This is a genomic window from Desulfosarcina sp. (genome assembly GCF_041551955.1).
GTDB lineage: Bacteria > Desulfobacterota > Desulfobacteria > Desulfobacterales > Desulfosarcinaceae > Desulfosarcina.
The window spans coordinates 1-14224 of sequence record NZ_JBFELV010000010.1; the positions used below are offsets into that span (position 1 = coordinate 1).

Here is a 14224-nt window from a genome sequence, read left to right on the forward strand (position 1 = left end):
GAGACGGCTGTTCGATGGGCACCTGGACATCCGAGACCACAGATTTTGTGGCCTTGCCGCCGGATATGTAGGCTAAAGTCAGAGACGTGAGCATGAACACGATGGCGGCCACCGTGGTTGCTTTGCTCAAAAACGTTGACGCCCCGGTGCTCCCGAAGAGGGTCTGACTGGAACCGCCGCCGAAGGCAGCGCCCATGTCCGCCCCTTTGCCGGTCTGCAGCAGCACGATCATGATCAGGGCAATACAAACAACCACGTGAATGACTATTAACAGTATAGACATGGGTTATCGTCTTTTATAGGCGTTCAGATAATTGATTTGACTGTGTTATCAGTCGTTGCAGTACTACCAATAAGGCTTTCTCCTTCTTGCCTTGTCAAATCAATTATCTGAACGCCTATGTTATTTAATTGTTAAAAAAAACCAGCTTGCTGAACGTTTCCGGGTCCAGACTGGCCCCGCCGACCAAGGCGCCGTCAACATCGGGCATTTCCATGAGCGCCCGGACGTTGTCCGGTTTCACGCTCCCTCCGTATAGGATGCGAACGGCACTGGCAAACGGTTTTCCAAATAGCGTGTCGAGCAGTGACCGGATGAATTGATGAGCCTCTTGAGCCTGTTCCCTGGAAGCGGTTTTTCCGGTACCGATGGCCCAGACCGGTTCGTAAGCAACGACGATACCGGATAGATCATCAAAAACAAAATCTTTTAGACCATCTCGAACCTGTTTGTCAAGCACAGAAAAAGTCTCGCCGGCTTCGCGCTGCGCCTCTGTTTCACCGATGCAAAACACCGGGATGAGGCCCGCTGAAAGGGCTGCCTGGATTTTACGATTGACGCTCGCATCGGTCTCGCCAAAAAACAATCGGCGTTCGGAATGACCGATAATTACGTGCGTGCAACCCGCCTCCACCAGCATTTCGGATGAGACTTCTCCCGTGAAAGCGCCCTGTTTCTCCCAGTGAAGGTTCTGCGCCCCCACGGCGACATTACTTCCTTTGAGCGCCTGTGCCACCTGGAAAAGGGCGCTAAAGGCGGGGGCAAGCATCACCTGCACGTCCGCAGCGTCCTCGACCAGACGTTTCAATTGACTGGCGGCCTCCACGGCTTGGAAACCGGTTTTATGCATTTTCCAGTTGCCTGCAATCAGTGGTGTTCGGCTGCTCATCGGTCACTTTCTCCTTGATTAAAGTTGTTTGCCAATCATGGCAGCCAGGTCGACCATGCGATTGGAGTAACCGGTTTCGTTGTCGTACCAGGAAAGCACCTTGACCATATTGTCCACGACATACGTGGTCGGCGCGTCTACGATCGATGACAACGGGCAGCCATTGAAATCCGTGGAAACCAATGGCAGGTCGCTGTAGCCCAGAATGCCCTTGAGCGGCCCTTCGGCTGCTTCCTTGAGCGCTTCATTGACATCGGACTTGGTGACACCGGCTTTGTCCACGCTGACCACCACGTCGACAATGGAGACGTTGGGGGTGGGAACGCGGATGGCCAGTCCATTGAGCTTGCCTTCCAATTCGGGCAGCACCAGGGCTACGGCTTTGGCCGCCCCTGTGGTGGTCGGGATCATGGACAAAGCCGCGGCTCTGGCCCGGCGAAGATCCTTGTGGGGGAAGTCCAGCAGGCGCTGATCACCCGTGTAAGAGTGGATGGTCGTCATCAGTCCGCTTTTAATGCCGAAGTTTTCCAGCAACACTTTGGCCACCGGTGCCAGGCAGTTGGTGGTGCATGACGCGTTGGAAATGATGTGGTGGTTTTTGGGATCATATTTGTTGGCGTTGACACCCATGACGATGGTGATGTCCGGATCCTTGGCGGGAGCGGAAATGATCACCTTTCGTGCGCCGGCGGTGAGATGTTTGGCCGCGTTGTCGCGGTCCCGGAAAAGGCCGGTACATTCACAGGCGATGTCCACACCATAATCCTTCCAGGCCAGTCGTTCGGGATCCTTGACGGCCGTGTAGGCGATGGACTTGCCGTCCACCTCGATGGCGCCATCCTTGGCTTTGATTTCCATATCCAATTTGGCATGGACCGAATCATATTGCAGCAGGTGGGCCATGGTTGCAGCGTCAGTCAGGTCGTTGATTGCCACGACGTCCACGTCCGGATGGTTCATGGCGGCTCGGAAAACCACGCGACCGATCCTACCAAATCCGTTGATGCCAATTTTAATGCTCATCTTTTCCTCCTTTGGAAGTTAATTTCTTTTATTCCCCTTCAAAATGCCGCTGGCCAACGAGATGCTCTTTTTCCCGAACGATTCAAGGTTTGTCGCCAGTTCCGAAAGGTTCTGATTTTTTCGGGCACTGGCCGCCCGGATCAGGATCGGCAGATTAACCCCGGATATCACCTCGATACGCCCCTCCTCGAGAAACGAATAACTCAGGTTGGATGGCGTTCCGCCAAACATGTCCGTAAGAATCAGAATCCCGTCGTCGCTTTTCAGTTTTTTTATACCGTCGGCAATCTTGTTGCGCAGTTTATCTGCGTTTTCGTTCAAATCGATGGAAACGGGGGCCATGGCCTCGGGTCGTTCGCCCAGGATGAATTCCGTCGCTTCGAGCAATGCATCTGCCAGCCGGCAATGGGTAACCACTAAAACGCCAATCATGTCTGCCTGTCTTTCATCGGGTTAATGGGGATAACGGAACCGGATGTCATCTTCATAGGTCAATTGAATTTGTTGATGTCGCGATGGGTCAGTTCCGTTTTACGACCCAATGCCGAAATGTGATCACACAATTCCCTGGCGATGACGACCGAGCGGTGACGACCGCCCGTGCAACCGACGGCAATGGTGAGGTATGATTTTCCTTCATTTTCATATTGGGGAATCAACAAGTCCAGCAGATCGAAATATTTTTTTAAAAATAAACAGGTTTGGTCAGAGTTCAAGACAAAAGAGCGGATTTTTTCTGTTTTCCCGCTCAACGGCCGAAGTGAAGGATCAAAATAGGGGTTTTTCAGAAAACGGACATCCATAACCAGGTCGGCATGAACCGGGAGGCCATGCTTATATCCGAATGAGATGACCTGAACATTCATCGCATCGTCTCCTGAGTCCACGGTGGCTATTTTCCGGATGATGGATTTAAGGTCGTGGACGTTTAGATCCGATGTGTCGATGATTTGATCGGCCTTGCGCCGCAGTGCATCCAGTAAGGTTTTTTCTGAGCGAATCGCATCGCGAAGGCCTTTATCCCGTGCCAGTGGGTGGCGACGACGCGTTTGGCTGTAGCGCCTCAGCAGGGTCTTCTCTCCAGCCTCGAGAAAAAGGATCCGAAAGTCAAAACCCATGTCCTTCAACGTATCGAGGATGGATTCATATTGCCGGATGAAGCTATTTTCCCGAAGATCCATGCCGAATGCCAAACTGGTAAACGCGTCGGCCTGGTCCAATGGTAAGTTGAGGAACCCCGGCAACAAGGCGACGGGCATGTTGTCCACGCAGTAGTAACCAGAGTCTTCAAACGCGGCCAGCGCCGTACTTTTTCCTGAGCCGGATCTTCCGGTAATTATGGTGATGGGTGTCCGTTTCACAACGCGGTTCTCACATGATTATGAGGCAAGGAGTTCGAGGCGGATGCCCGGAATACGATTAAAAATCGTCATCGTCCTCGCCGATGATGGCGATGATTTCATCGGCGCTGGTGGCCTTCATCATCAACGCTTTTAGCGGCTCTTTTTTGAGCAGCCGGGACACGCGGGCCAGTAGTTTAAGATGAAGGTCGGTTGAGTGCTCGGGGGTGATAAGCAGGAAAAACAGGTGGGTGGGGCGACCGTCCATGGACTCGAAATCCACCCCTTTTCGGCTCAAGCCGAAACCTAAAACCAATTTCTCAAGGTTCTTTAGCTTACCGTGGGGAATGCCGATCCCGCCGCCAATGCCGGTGCTGCCCAGTCGTTCCCGCTCCATCAACACGCGCACCATTTCGTTGTGGTCGATGCCGGTTATTTGTGCGGCAGGGGTTACCAGTTCATTTAATATACCAATTTTGTCCTTGGATTTTAGATCGATAAGAATCGCTTCTTTGTCGAGTACGTCTAATATTTTCATCGTTGTCTCACTGGATCCGGCATATTCCCGCTGTTATTCTGTTAAGCCCACACGGATGCTGCGATCCCCTGCTATGCCCGCGGCTGGATCAATCCATAGTTACCGTCTTTTTGCCGGTACAGGACGTTGACCGATTCTGTCCGGGCATTGGTGAATACCAGAAAATTGTCTTTTATCAGGTCCATCTGCATCACTGCCTCATCAACGTCCATTGGCTTGAATTCGATATGGTGGATCCGTACCCTGGGCTGGTCACCATCCATCTCCATCGCCTGCTCGGAGACCATGGCACCGGTTTTCTCCTTGGATCGGTATTTTCGCCCCTTTTGTTTGCTTTTTTTTATCTGGCCCTCCAGTTTGTCCAGCACCATATCGATGGCCGAGTACATCTCTCCGGTCTCCTCCTTGCCGTTGATGGTCAGCCGGTCCCCCATGATGTTGATTTCAGCGCTGTGGCGAAATTTTTCAATGGACAGAACCACATTGGCTTCGGCGGGACCATTGAAGTATTTTTCCATTCGGTTCAGTTTTTCACTGACATAGGATTTGAGGGCTTCGGAGGGTTCGAGGTTCTTGAAACGGACGGATGTGTTCATGGTCGGTGCCTCCTTTTGGGTATACCGGTCGGCAGAGGGCGGTCACCCGGTTCAGATGTGCCCCCGCCGGTTATCAATGCTGGCGGGACAAGCAACCCGCGGTCGACTGCCGGGGGAGCCATCAGAACTGCTTTCGTTTGCTGGAGGACAGAATGCCCATCATCTCCCTGTATTTGGCCACCGTGCGACGGGCGATGTCAATATTGTCTGTTTTGAGCAACTCGGCCATCTTGCTGTCGCTAAACGGTTTCTTGGGATTTTCCCCTTCGATGATCTTTTTAATTTTGGCCTGAACGCTGGCCGAGGCAATATCCTCGCCGAAGACCCGTTTGATGGAGCTGTTGAAAAAATATTTCAGTTCGTAAATGCCCTGGGGCGTGTGGGCATATTTGTTGGTCGTGACCCGGCTGATGGTGGATTCGTGCATGCCGATATCTTCGGCCACATCCCTGAGCACCATGGGTTTTAAATGCGTTACGCCCTTTTCAAAGAAATCCCGCTGAAATTTCAGGATGCTCTCCATCACCTTATAGATGGTTTTCTGGCGCTGGTGGATGCTGCGTATCAGCCAGGCCGCGGATCGCATCTTGTCGCGAATGTATTCCTTGGCATTTGCGCTGACTTCGTTTTTTTTGGTGATGGCCCGCTTGTAGAATGGATTGACCCGAAGCTTGGGCATGCCGTCGTCGTTAAGGACGATGACGAATTCACCCTCACTTTTGTCGACGTAGATATCCGGGATAATATAGTGGGGTGTCTCTTCGGTGAATTGTCGCCCCGGTTTGGGTTCCAGTGCGCGGATGACGTTGACCGCGGCAATAACGTCTTTCAGTTTCACCTTCAGGGCCTTGCAAATGGCTTTGTAATTCTTGTTTTCCAGATTCTTCAGGTGATCGGAAATAATGTCCGTCACCAGGCTGTTTTCCAGGTCCAGAAGCTGGGCCTGGATCAGGAGGCACTCCCGCAGGTCCCTGGCGCAAATGCCCACCGGGTCGAAAGACTGCATGGTTTCCAGGACATCCTCGACCATTTCGATGGAAATACCGCTTTGCTGGGAGAGTTCTTCGACGGACAGTTGCAGATAACCGTCGGGGTTGAGGCTGCCGATAATCAGGCTGCCGACCTGCTTTTCGATGTCGGTGGGCGACAGCATCAGCAGCTGCCATAACAGGTGATCGCTGAGGGACTCCTTGGAGGAGACAAATGCCTCGTACTGGGGCGCATCCCGGCTTTCGGACTCGAAATTGACTTTTCCCGGCGAGTTATACTCGTCGATGTAATTGCTCCAGTCGATTTCGTCGTTGATCTTTTCGTCGATGGTAACTTCCCGAGCCTCTTCGGCGGCGGCTGGCGCCTCTTCGGGTTCATTCTCCTTGGATTTGTCCGGGGTCTCCTGTATTTCTTCTAAGGTGGGGTTCTCTTCCAGTTCCTGTCTGATCGTGTCCACCAGCTCAAGACGGGACAGCTGTAACAGCTTGATCGCCATTTGAAGCTGCGGCGTCATAATGAGCTGTTGGGTCAGTTTGAGTTGTTGTCTGAGTTCGATTGCCATCTTAGAGTCTGAATTCGTCTCCTAAATAAATTCGTCGGGCGATGGTGCTCGAAGCGATCTGTTCCGGTGTCCCGGTTTCAATCACTTTGCCGTCGCTCAAAATAAATGCCGAATCACACGCCCCCAGGGTTTCCCGCACATTGTGATCGGATATCAAGATGCCGATGTTCCGGTCTTTCAAGTGGGCGATGATCTTTTTAATGTCGATCACCGCCAGTGGATCGACACCGGCAAAGGGCTCGTCCAGCAGCATGAAGGCCGGATCCGTAGCCAAGGCCCGCGTGATTTCCAGCCGGCGACGCTCGCCGCCGGACAGTACTGCCGCTCTTGACTCCGCCACGTGGTCGATGCCCAACTCTTCCAACAATCGGTCAGTGCGGTCATGGCGCTGCTGGCGAGACAGGGGCAGGGTCTCCAGAATCGCCAGAATATTCTGACGGACGGTCAGTTTCCTAAAAATGGATGCCTCCTGGGGCAGGTATCCGACCCCTGTCCGTGCCCGGATATGCATGGGGAATTCCGTGATGTCCTTATCATCGAGGAAAACCTGGCCGCTATCGGGCTTGATCAACCCCACGGTCATGTAAAAAGTGGTGGTTTTTCCCGCACCGTTCGGCCCCAGCAGGCCGATCACCTGTCCGCTCTCCACGTCCAGGCTGACCCTGTCCACCACTTTCCTGCCCCGGTAGACCTTGACCAGTTCACGAACAGACAAGGCAGCCATCAGCTGTTTTCCACGGGGTGCATGTTCACGGGTTACTCCAATCCTGATTCTTCCGGGAGAATGACCGCGTTGACGCGACCGTTGGATCCGCCTTCGACGGTGAATCGCCCATCATCCCGGTAGAACGTGATGGTTTCGCCGGTGATGGTATTGTCGCCGCTGGTAACCATGGCCCCCGGACCGTTCAGGATCAGCATGCGCTGAGCTGTTATATATACTGCCTGCCGGGCAACGGCAAGCCTATTGTCGAATTTAATTTCCACATTTCCGGTGGCCACCAGCTTCTTCAGGGATTGGGCAGGTGAGTCGGATCCAGCTTCGGACCCTCCGGAAAAAAAAATCTTGAGGCTGTCCGCGATGATCAGGGTCTCTCCCTGTTTGGCCCTGACATTGCCAATAAACTCTGCGTTGTTGTCAGCTGTGTTGGAAATGAGCCGATCCGCTGTAATATGGATTTTCTTTGTTTCAGGATCGACGGTAACCGCTGCCGGGGTCCCGGTGACGGCCTCAACCGGACTGGCCATCGGCGGCAACAGCGTCATGCAGGCCAGCAGGCTCAGCAATATGCCGGCAGTGGTTCTAAAGTTCGAGATCTTCACTGATGATTCCTTCCACACCGCCTTCGAAACGGGTGATATTGGTTTTCAGGTTCATGGTCATCGTGTCAGCCTGCAGGGTGAACGACTCGCCGGAGATCGTCACCGGTGTATCGGCGCGAAGCTCCCTGGCGGCCGGATCGTAGTCGAGTGCGTCGGTCTGAAACCGGTAAAGGCTGGTGTTTGCCGATACCCGCCCTGAGACCTTCATGCGGTTGGAGTCCGTGTATATCGTTCCCTGCTCGGCGGTCAGGTGCACATGATCCCCGTCGTCCATGAAAAACTCCACATCCGGACTGGCCAGCAGCATGGTCTTCTTCTTTTCCAGAAGGGTGGCCGATTCCGCTTCCAGCCGCCACTCCTTAAGGCCGTTTTTCATGGCCGTCTGACGAATCTTGTTGAGCTGCATATCGGCCTCGTTCTTTACCAGGTCCAACAGCACTTCCGGATTGCGGGTCATCCGGCGATAACCGATAAAGACGATAATCGTGCCGGCCAATACCAGTACAATAATGCCCAGCAATACACGCTGAATCAAACGGCGCTTTTTCATGAAAAAAGTCTTTTGATCATCGGTTCCCAATCTCCCCGGGCTTGCAGGATCCGCTCGCAGATTTCACGCACGGCACCACAACCACCCGTTGCCCGAGTGGTCATGATGGCGGCCTGTTTGACCCGGTCGTGGGCATCGCCGACCGCGATGGGCACCCCCACCCGACGCATGATGGGCAAATCCGGCAGGTCGTCTCCCACGAAGGCCGTGGCTGAGGCCGCCACTCCGGTCTCTTTCAGGATCTCTTCAAGAGCGGCAGCCTTGTCTCGGACCCCGTCTTTGAGCAGGTTGATACCTAAATTTTTGCACCGGTGAACCAGTGCCATGGAACGGCGCCCGGTGACAATGCCCACCGTCAGACCTGCTTCAATCAGCATGCGGATGCCCAACCCGTCGCGCACGTTAAACACCTTGGTCTCCTGGCCGCTGTCGTCGTAAACGACCTGGCCGGCGGTCAGGACCCCATCCACATCAAGAAGTATCAGGGCAATCTGTTTCAGGCGGGTGTCGATCATGGGATGATGTCAAGCGGCCAGGGCGGTTTTGATGGCTTTAAGCTGGGCCAGCAGAGCGGGCAACTGGTCCAGGGGGAGTGAATTGGGGCCATCGCAGAGGGCTTTGTCCGGGTTCTCGTGCACTTCCAGGAAAACCCCGTCTGCACCGGCCGCTATGGCGGCCCTGGCCAGCACCGGGGCAAACTCCCGCTGGCCGCCGGAATGGGTTCCCGCGCCGCCGGGTAATTGAACACTGTGGGTGGCGTCGAAAACCACTGGACAACCGGTTTGCTGCATGATGTGGATACCCCTGAAATCAACGACCAGGTTGTTGTATCCGAACATGACACCACGCTCGGTGATCATGGGTTGGACGCTGGATACCGATCGAATCTTTTCGACGATATTGACCATATCCCAAGGGGCCAGAAACTGGCCTTTTTTGACATTGACCGGCTTGCCGGTTTTTGCGACCGCCAGGAGCAGGTCAGTCTGGCGACAGAGAAAGGCCGGAATCTGGATGACATCAAGCACCTGGGCGGCAGCCGCCACTTCGCTGATGCGATGAACGTCGGACAGGATGGGCACGTCAAGGGTTTCTTTGACTTTGGCCAGCACGCGCAGCCCATCCTGAATGCCCGGGCCCCGGAAAGAGGTGATGGCAGTCCGGTTGGCCTTGTCATATGATGCTTTGAAGGTCAAAGGAATGCCGAGGCTCTCTGTCAGTTCCTTGAGTCGAGTGGCGATGCGCAGCGTGACCGCTTCATCTTCGATGACGCACGGGCCGCTGACCAGGAAAAAAGGACTGTCAATTTTCATTCATTGTCATCTTTCAAGAGAATTGGAATCATGTTTTATTATGTATCCTCAGGCGGTTAAAAAGTCAAGGCGCGAAAAAGTTTGCCTTGATTACCGGTGGCTTAACTGGTATTGTCCCCAATTCAATAGACGGCTAACGAACAGCGCCGAAAGGAACGAACCCGTTGAATAAAAAAGGAAGCTCAATCAAACCGATCTTGGTGGTTACGGTGGTGCTGCTGATCAGTATCCCTGCCGTATGGCTGGCCATCATCCGCTTGGAAGGATCGGCGCCTGCATTGGAAATTGAACTGGAATCCCCTTTTATCGGCGCCACGCGGACCGTTACCGTAAAGGTTGATGACGCCGGCAGCGGTATCCGCAAGGTTTGGATGGGCCTGTTGGTCGAGGGCCGGGAGGTGGAGGTCCTGCAGCGAACCTTTCCTTCCGCCGGTTTCTTTGCGGGCGGCAAGGAAAAGTCGGTGCAGGTCAAAACACCGGTCTCACCCCAGTCCATGGGTCTGGCCGACGGGAAGGGCGTCATCCGTGTCGTGGCTTGGGATTACTCGCTGCGCAAATGGGGAAAAGGCAATCGGGTTTACCTGGAAAAGGAGATCCAAATCGACACTTCGGCGCCGTCGATCGATCTAATCAGCCGCTCCCACAATCTTAACCAGGGCGGCAGTGGTGCGGCAATATACCGATTGTCGGAAGATTGTCCGGTCAGCGGAGTGACAGTGGGCGATCTTTTTTACCCCGGATATGCCGGTCATTTCAAAGATCCATCCGTCCACCTGGCCCTTTTTGCATTGGATATCGAACAAGGCAAGGAAACGCGGCTGGCCATAGCCGCCGAAGACTTCGCCGGCAATCGATCGACGACCGGTATGGTCTATCACATCAACGAACGGTCTTTCAGAAAAGACACGATAAATCTGTCCGATACCTTTTTCAACGCGAAAATGCCCGATTTCGAGCGCTATTTTCCTGAATCCTCGGGCGGCGGCCGGGCCGATCTTTTTCTTAAAGTCAATCGTGAGCTGCGTCTCAAGGATACCGAGGCGATACACCGGATCACCCGGAAAACGGAAAAAGATATCCTTTGGGAGGGGCCTTTTTTGCGGCTTCCGCGGTCTGCCAACCGTGCCCGATTCGCCGATCACCGCACCTATCTCTACGGTGGCAAGGTGATCGACCGTCAGGTGCACATGGGGGTCGATCTGGCTTCTACGGCGCATTCACCGGTACCGGCGGCAAACCGCGGGAAAGTGGCCTTCACCGGCGACCAGGGTATCTATGGCAACACCATCATTCTCGACCACGGGTTCGGGTTGTTCACCCTCTACTCGCATTTGAGTCAAATCGATGTCGCCGTCGGCCAGATGGTCAACAAAGGCGATACCATCGGCAAGACCGGGTTGACGGGTCTGGCAGGTGGTGACCACCTGCACTACGGCACCTTGATTCACCAGACCTATGTCAATCCGGTGGAGTGGTGGGACGATGCGTGGATTAAAAACAATATCAGCGCCAAAATCGATGACGCGGGAACCCGAAATAAGCCTTAAGTTTTTAATTTGCCAAGGATAGTCGGGAGAAACCGTCTGGTTACACGGCGACGACCGATAACGCAGTCCAAAAAATTAATTATTTTGAAGCCTACAGGAGAAGGCGGCGGCATGGCGCGCGTTAAGGTTCAGAAAACGATTCGGCAGATTAACGATAAAATCAGGGCCGGCAACGTGGTCGTCGTCACTGCCGAAGAGATGATCGACATCGTCGCGGACGAGGGCCCGCAGGAGGCTGCCCGCCAGGTGGATGTAGTGACCACGGGGACCTTCGCGCCCATGTGCTCGTCGGGTGCATTTATCAACTTCGGTCACTCGGCTCCGGGCACCAAGGCAGCCAAGGTGTGGATCAACAATGTGCCCGCTTACGGGGGGGTTGCCGCGGTAGACTGCTACATCGGGGCTACCGAACCGTGCGAAGACGATCCCTTGAACAAGGTGTATCCCGGCGAATTCCGCTACGGCGGCGGCCACGTCATCCAGGATCTGGTGGCGGGCAAGAAGATGCATATCAAGGCCACCGCCTATGGAACGGATTGTTACCCCAGCCGGGAATATGAGAAGTTCGTTACGCTCAAAACGTTGCCCCAGGCAACCTTGTGCAATCCCAGGAACGCCTATCAGAACTACAACTGTGCAGTGAATCTCACCAACAAAACGGTCTATACCTACATGGGGGCGCTCAAGCCCAGGGCGGGCAATGCCAACTACTGCTCGGCCGGCCAGTTGAGCCCGCTGTTCAACGACCCCTTCTACCGGACCATCGGGTTGGGTACACGCATTTTCTTAGGGGGCGGCGTCGGCTATGTCACCTGGCACGGCACCCAGCACCGCCCCGGCGTGAAGCGGGCAGCCAACGGTACACCGCTGACCCCGGCAGGCACCCTATGGGTGATGGGAGACATGCAGAAGATGAGTCCGGACTGGTTGGTAGGCGTCAGCATTCAGGGATACGGGTGTTCACTGGCGGTGGGACTGGGCGTCCCCATCCCGATACTGGATGAGGAGATGGCCAGGTTTACAGCGGTTTCAGATGCTGAGCTGTTTACCCAGGTGGTGGACTACGGCAACGACTACCCCAACGGCAAGCCAAGCAATTTGGGGCAGGTCAGCTATGCAGCGCTAAAAAGCGGAGTCATCACCCTCAACGGGAAGCAGGTGCCAACGGTTCCGCTTTCCAGCATGGTCAAGGCCCGACAAATTGCCGAGACGCTGAAACAGTGGGTTGCGGCGGGCACATTTGAACTGGGCACGCCCCAGTTCACCCTTCCTGCGGCCTGATGTCCGTTGGCGCGCTTCGCTCCTTGCGGCCCAGGCGCCTCGGCCATCTCGGTGCGTCAGGGTATTCATGACCGCGACCGCTGAGGAGCCACCATGCCAAAGACCCTGCGCGCCTTCGTTGCCGTGCCGATCCCCGATGCGGTGTCACGCTTTTTGATGCAGGTTCAGGCGCGGCTACCATTGCCGCGAGGGAGCATCCGCTGGGTGGCGGCGAAGAGCATTCATTTGACCCTGAAGTTTCTCGGCGATATCGATCCCTCACATGTTCCAGCAGTTGCCGCTCAGATGGATGCAACCGCCGGCGTGACAGCTGCTTTTTCGCTGACGGCAAAGGGGCTGGGCGTTTTTCCGGATCCTCGCCAGGCGCGTGTGCTTTGGGTGGGGCTGTCGGGCGATCTCGACCGGTTGAATACGATTCAGGCAACCCTTGATTCCGGTTTGGAATCGGTGGGATTTAAAAGGGAGACTCGTGGCTTTGGCGCTCACTTGACCATCGGCCGGATCCGCCGACGGATCGACGCGCGATTGATTGGCGAATCCGTGGAATCCTTTAAAGCGGTTGCCTCGGATTCATTCCGAGTGGATCGACTGATGCTCTTTAAAAGTATGCTCAAACCCAGTGGGCCTGAATACACGCTGCTGCACATGTCACACCTGGCGGTATAGAGCCCCCCGGGCAGTCCACGAAAAGCGTATCGATCCGACAGATCGAATCACGACATCGGGCAAGCCGAGTATCGTTTAACGGACCTGCCTGCAAATTAACGCAGCAGGCATTCAATGATCTTTTTTTACCCCGTCATTAACCTGGGAGGATTGCATGGCTATTTCAGCGGATAAAACCAAGGCGGTCGATTCCGCCATGGGGCAGATCGAGCGCCAGTTCGGCAAGGGCGCCATTATGAAACTGGGGGCACGCCCCGTGGTAGACATTCCCGTGATCTCGAGCGGATCCATCGAATTGGACCGGGCCCTCGGCATCGGTGGACTACCCCGCGGTCGTGTGATCGAAATTTTCGGCCCCGAGTCATCGGGAAAGACGACCCTGGCCCTCCACGCCGTTGCCAACGCGCAAAAACAGGGTGGCATCGCAGCCTTTATCGACGCCGAACATGCCCTGGACACGATCTATGCCCGCAAGCTGGGAGTCAACTGCGACGAACTGCTGGTATCTCAGCCCGACACCGGCGAGCAGGCCCTGGAAATTGCTGACATGCTGGTTCGAAGCGGCGCGATCGACGTAATGGTGATCGACAGCGTGGCAGCCCTGGTTCCGCGGGCGGAGATCGAGGGAGAGATGGGCGACTCCCATATGGGGCTGCAGGCACGCCTCATGTCCCAGGCGTTGAGAAAGCTGACCGGCACCATCGGCAAGACCATGACCTCGGTGATCTTCATCAACCAGATCCGCATGAAGATCGGCGTCATGTTCGGCAACCCGGAGACCACCACCGGCGGCAATGCCCTGAAATTTTATTCTTCCGTCCGGCTGGACATCCGCCGTATCGGCGCCATTAAAGACGGACAGGACGTCGTGGGAAACCGGACCCGGGTCAAGGTGGTCAAAAATAAAATGGCCCCGCCGTTCAAGGAGGCTGAATTTGACATCATGTACGGAGAGGGCATCTCCCGGTCCGGCGACCTGCTGGATGTGGGCGTCAATGCCGGCATCGTCGACAAAAGCGGTTCCTGGTATTCTTACAATGGCGAACGCATCGGCCAGGGGCGCGAAAACGTGAAAAAATTCTTCCAGGACAATCCCGACCTTTTCGAAAGTGTGGACGTCAAGGTGCGGGAGGCGGTGGGCCTGCTGAAACCAAAACCTGATGCGAAAAAAGAAAAAACAGACCCAGAAAATAAAAAACAATAGTCAAAAACAAACAACAAATAAATCACAATAACCAAATTCAAAATTCCAAGATCTGATAATCTTGAAGAAAGGGCGTTCTGATCATCAATGGTGGAGAAAGCCAAACGACAGCCAACCGTTGA

17 protein-coding genes are annotated in these 14224 nt (G+C 54.8%); 4 read left to right on the forward strand and 13 right to left on the reverse strand.

From position 1 onward, the window contains the following. The 13 genes from secG to kdsA all read right to left on the reverse strand — a co-directional run. Positions 1-283: preprotein translocase subunit SecG (gene secG / locus ABYV26_RS01660; RefSeq protein WP_372677554.1), on the reverse strand; the 283-nt coding region annotated here is incomplete at its 3' end. A 124-nt stretch (positions 284-407) separates the two neighbouring features. Continuing rightward, positions 408-1169 (reverse strand): triose-phosphate isomerase, encoded by a 762-nt coding sequence (tpiA, locus tag ABYV26_RS01665; protein ID WP_372677556.1) that lies wholly within the window; start codon positions 1167-1169, stop codon positions 408-410. A gap of 18 nt (positions 1170-1187) precedes the next feature. Further along, positions 1188-2192, reverse strand: a complete 1005-nt coding sequence (gap, locus tag ABYV26_RS01670; RefSeq protein ID WP_372677558.1) for a type I glyceraldehyde-3-phosphate dehydrogenase — start codon at positions 2190-2192, stop codon at positions 1188-1190. 18 nt (positions 2193-2210) lie between these two features. Continuing rightward, positions 2211-2624, reverse strand: a complete 414-nt coding sequence (locus ABYV26_RS01675) for a PTS sugar transporter subunit IIA (protein ID WP_372677559.1) — start codon at positions 2622-2624, stop codon at positions 2211-2213. A gap of 59 nt (positions 2625-2683) precedes the next feature. Next, positions 2684-3553 (reverse strand): RNase adapter RapZ, encoded by an 870-nt coding sequence (gene rapZ, locus ABYV26_RS01680; protein WP_372677561.1) that lies wholly within the window; start codon positions 3551-3553, stop codon positions 2684-2686. A gap of 58 nt (positions 3554-3611) precedes the next feature. After that, positions 3612-4070 carry a PTS sugar transporter subunit IIA gene (locus tag ABYV26_RS01685; RefSeq protein ID WP_372677563.1) on the reverse strand — a complete coding sequence of 153 codons (459 nt, stop codon included), beginning with the start codon at positions 4068-4070 and terminating at the stop codon, positions 3612-3614. 71 nt (positions 4071-4141) lie between these two features. Beyond that, entirely contained in the window at positions 4142-4666 is a 525-nt protein-coding gene (hpf, locus tag ABYV26_RS01690) for a ribosome hibernation-promoting factor, HPF/YfiA family (RefSeq protein WP_372677565.1), read from the reverse strand. A gap of 121 nt (positions 4667-4787) precedes the next feature. After that, complete coding sequence (gene rpoN, locus ABYV26_RS01695) at positions 4788-6218, reverse strand: RNA polymerase factor sigma-54 (RefSeq protein WP_372677567.1); 1431 nt, start codon at positions 6216-6218, stop codon at positions 4788-4790. Between the two features lies 1 nt (position 6219). Next, complete coding sequence (lptB, locus tag ABYV26_RS01700; protein ID WP_372677569.1) at positions 6220-6942, reverse strand: LPS export ABC transporter ATP-binding protein; 723 nt, start codon at positions 6940-6942, stop codon at positions 6220-6222. Positions 6943-6974: 32 nt separating this feature from the next. Further along, positions 6975-7541: an LptA/OstA family protein gene (locus tag ABYV26_RS01705; RefSeq protein ID WP_372677571.1), complete on the reverse strand. Its 567-nt coding sequence runs from the start codon at positions 7539-7541 to the stop codon at positions 6975-6977. Further along, positions 7522-8091 carry an LPS export ABC transporter periplasmic protein LptC gene (gene lptC / locus ABYV26_RS01710; protein ID WP_372677573.1) on the reverse strand — a complete coding sequence of 190 codons (570 nt, stop codon included), beginning with the start codon at positions 8089-8091 and terminating at the stop codon, positions 7522-7524. Before lptC ends, ABYV26_RS01705 begins: the two co-directional genes overlap by 20 nt. Beyond that, positions 8088-8606 carry a KdsC family phosphatase gene (locus ABYV26_RS01715; protein ID WP_372677575.1) on the reverse strand — a complete coding sequence of 173 codons (519 nt, stop codon included), beginning with the start codon at positions 8604-8606 and terminating at the stop codon, positions 8088-8090. Before ABYV26_RS01715 ends, lptC begins: the two co-directional genes overlap by 4 nt. 9 nt (positions 8607-8615) lie before the next feature. Next, positions 8616-9404, reverse strand: coding sequence for a 3-deoxy-8-phosphooctulonate synthase (gene kdsA, locus ABYV26_RS01720; RefSeq protein ID WP_372677577.1), 789 nt, complete (start codon positions 9402-9404; stop codon positions 8616-8618). Positions 9405-9568: 164 nt separating this feature from the next. On the opposite strand from kdsA, the gene ABYV26_RS01725 reads away from it, so the two are divergent. From ABYV26_RS01725 to recA, 4 genes are all read left to right on the forward strand, one after another. Then, positions 9569-10951 (forward strand): M23 family metallopeptidase, encoded by a 1383-nt coding sequence (locus tag ABYV26_RS01725; RefSeq protein ID WP_372677579.1) that lies wholly within the window; start codon positions 9569-9571, stop codon positions 10949-10951. A gap of 111 nt (positions 10952-11062) precedes the next feature. Beyond that, the gene (locus ABYV26_RS01730; protein WP_372677581.1) at positions 11063-12232 is read left to right on the forward strand and encodes a homocysteine biosynthesis protein; all 1170 of its coding nucleotides are present in this window, start codon (positions 11063-11065) and stop codon (positions 12230-12232) included. Between the two features lie 93 nt (positions 12233-12325). Beyond that, positions 12326-12898 carry an RNA 2',3'-cyclic phosphodiesterase gene (gene thpR / locus ABYV26_RS01735; RefSeq protein ID WP_372677583.1) on the forward strand — a complete coding sequence of 191 codons (573 nt, stop codon included), beginning with the start codon at positions 12326-12328 and terminating at the stop codon, positions 12896-12898. A 154-nt stretch (positions 12899-13052) separates the two neighbouring features. Then, a complete protein-coding gene (recA, locus tag ABYV26_RS01740) occupies positions 13053-14102 on the forward strand; it encodes a recombinase RecA (RefSeq protein ID WP_372677585.1) in 1050 nt (349 codons plus the stop codon). Positions 14103-14224 lie beyond the last annotated feature (122 nt).

Bases quoted from the DNA above. Each gene is read 5' to 3' on its own strand.
- rpoN (WP_372677567.1), bottom strand. From the start codon at position 6,218: ATGGCAATCGAACTCAGACAACAACTCAAACTGACCCAACAGCTCATT.
- recA (WP_372677585.1), top strand. From the start codon at position 13,053: ATGGCTATTTCAGCGGATAAAACCAAGGCGGTCGATTCCGCCATGGGG.
- lptB (WP_372677569.1), bottom strand. From the start codon at position 6,942: ATGGCTGCCTTGTCTGTTCGTGAACTGGTCAAGGTCTACCGGGGCAGG.
- ABYV26_RS01715 (WP_372677575.1), bottom strand. From the start codon at position 8,606: ATGATCGACACCCGCCTGAAACAGATTGCCCTGATACTTCTTGATGTG.
- gap (WP_372677558.1), bottom strand. From the start codon at position 2,192: ATGAGCATTAAAATTGGCATCAACGGATTTGGTAGGATCGGTCGCGTG.
- thpR (WP_372677583.1), top strand. From the start codon at position 12,326: ATGCCAAAGACCCTGCGCGCCTTCGTTGCCGTGCCGATCCCCGATGCG.
- hpf (WP_372677565.1), bottom strand. From the start codon at position 4,666: ATGAACACATCCGTCCGTTTCAAGAACCTCGAACCCTCCGAAGCCCTC.
- lptC (WP_372677573.1), bottom strand. From the start codon at position 8,091: ATGAAAAAGCGCCGTTTGATTCAGCGTGTATTGCTGGGCATTATTGTA.
- ABYV26_RS01675 (WP_372677559.1), bottom strand. From the start codon at position 2,624: ATGATTGGCGTTTTAGTGGTTACCCATTGCCGGCTGGCAGATGCATTG.
- ABYV26_RS01685 (WP_372677563.1), bottom strand. From the start codon at position 4,070: ATGAAAATATTAGACGTACTCGACAAAGAAGCGATTCTTATCGATCTA.
- ABYV26_RS01730 (WP_372677581.1), top strand. From the start codon at position 11,063: ATGGCGCGCGTTAAGGTTCAGAAAACGATTCGGCAGATTAACGATAAA.
- tpiA (WP_372677556.1), bottom strand. From the start codon at position 1,169: ATGAGCAGCCGAACACCACTGATTGCAGGCAACTGGAAAATGCATAAA.
- kdsA (WP_372677577.1), bottom strand. From the start codon at position 9,404: ATGAAAATTGACAGTCCTTTTTTCCTGGTCAGCGGCCCGTGCGTCATC.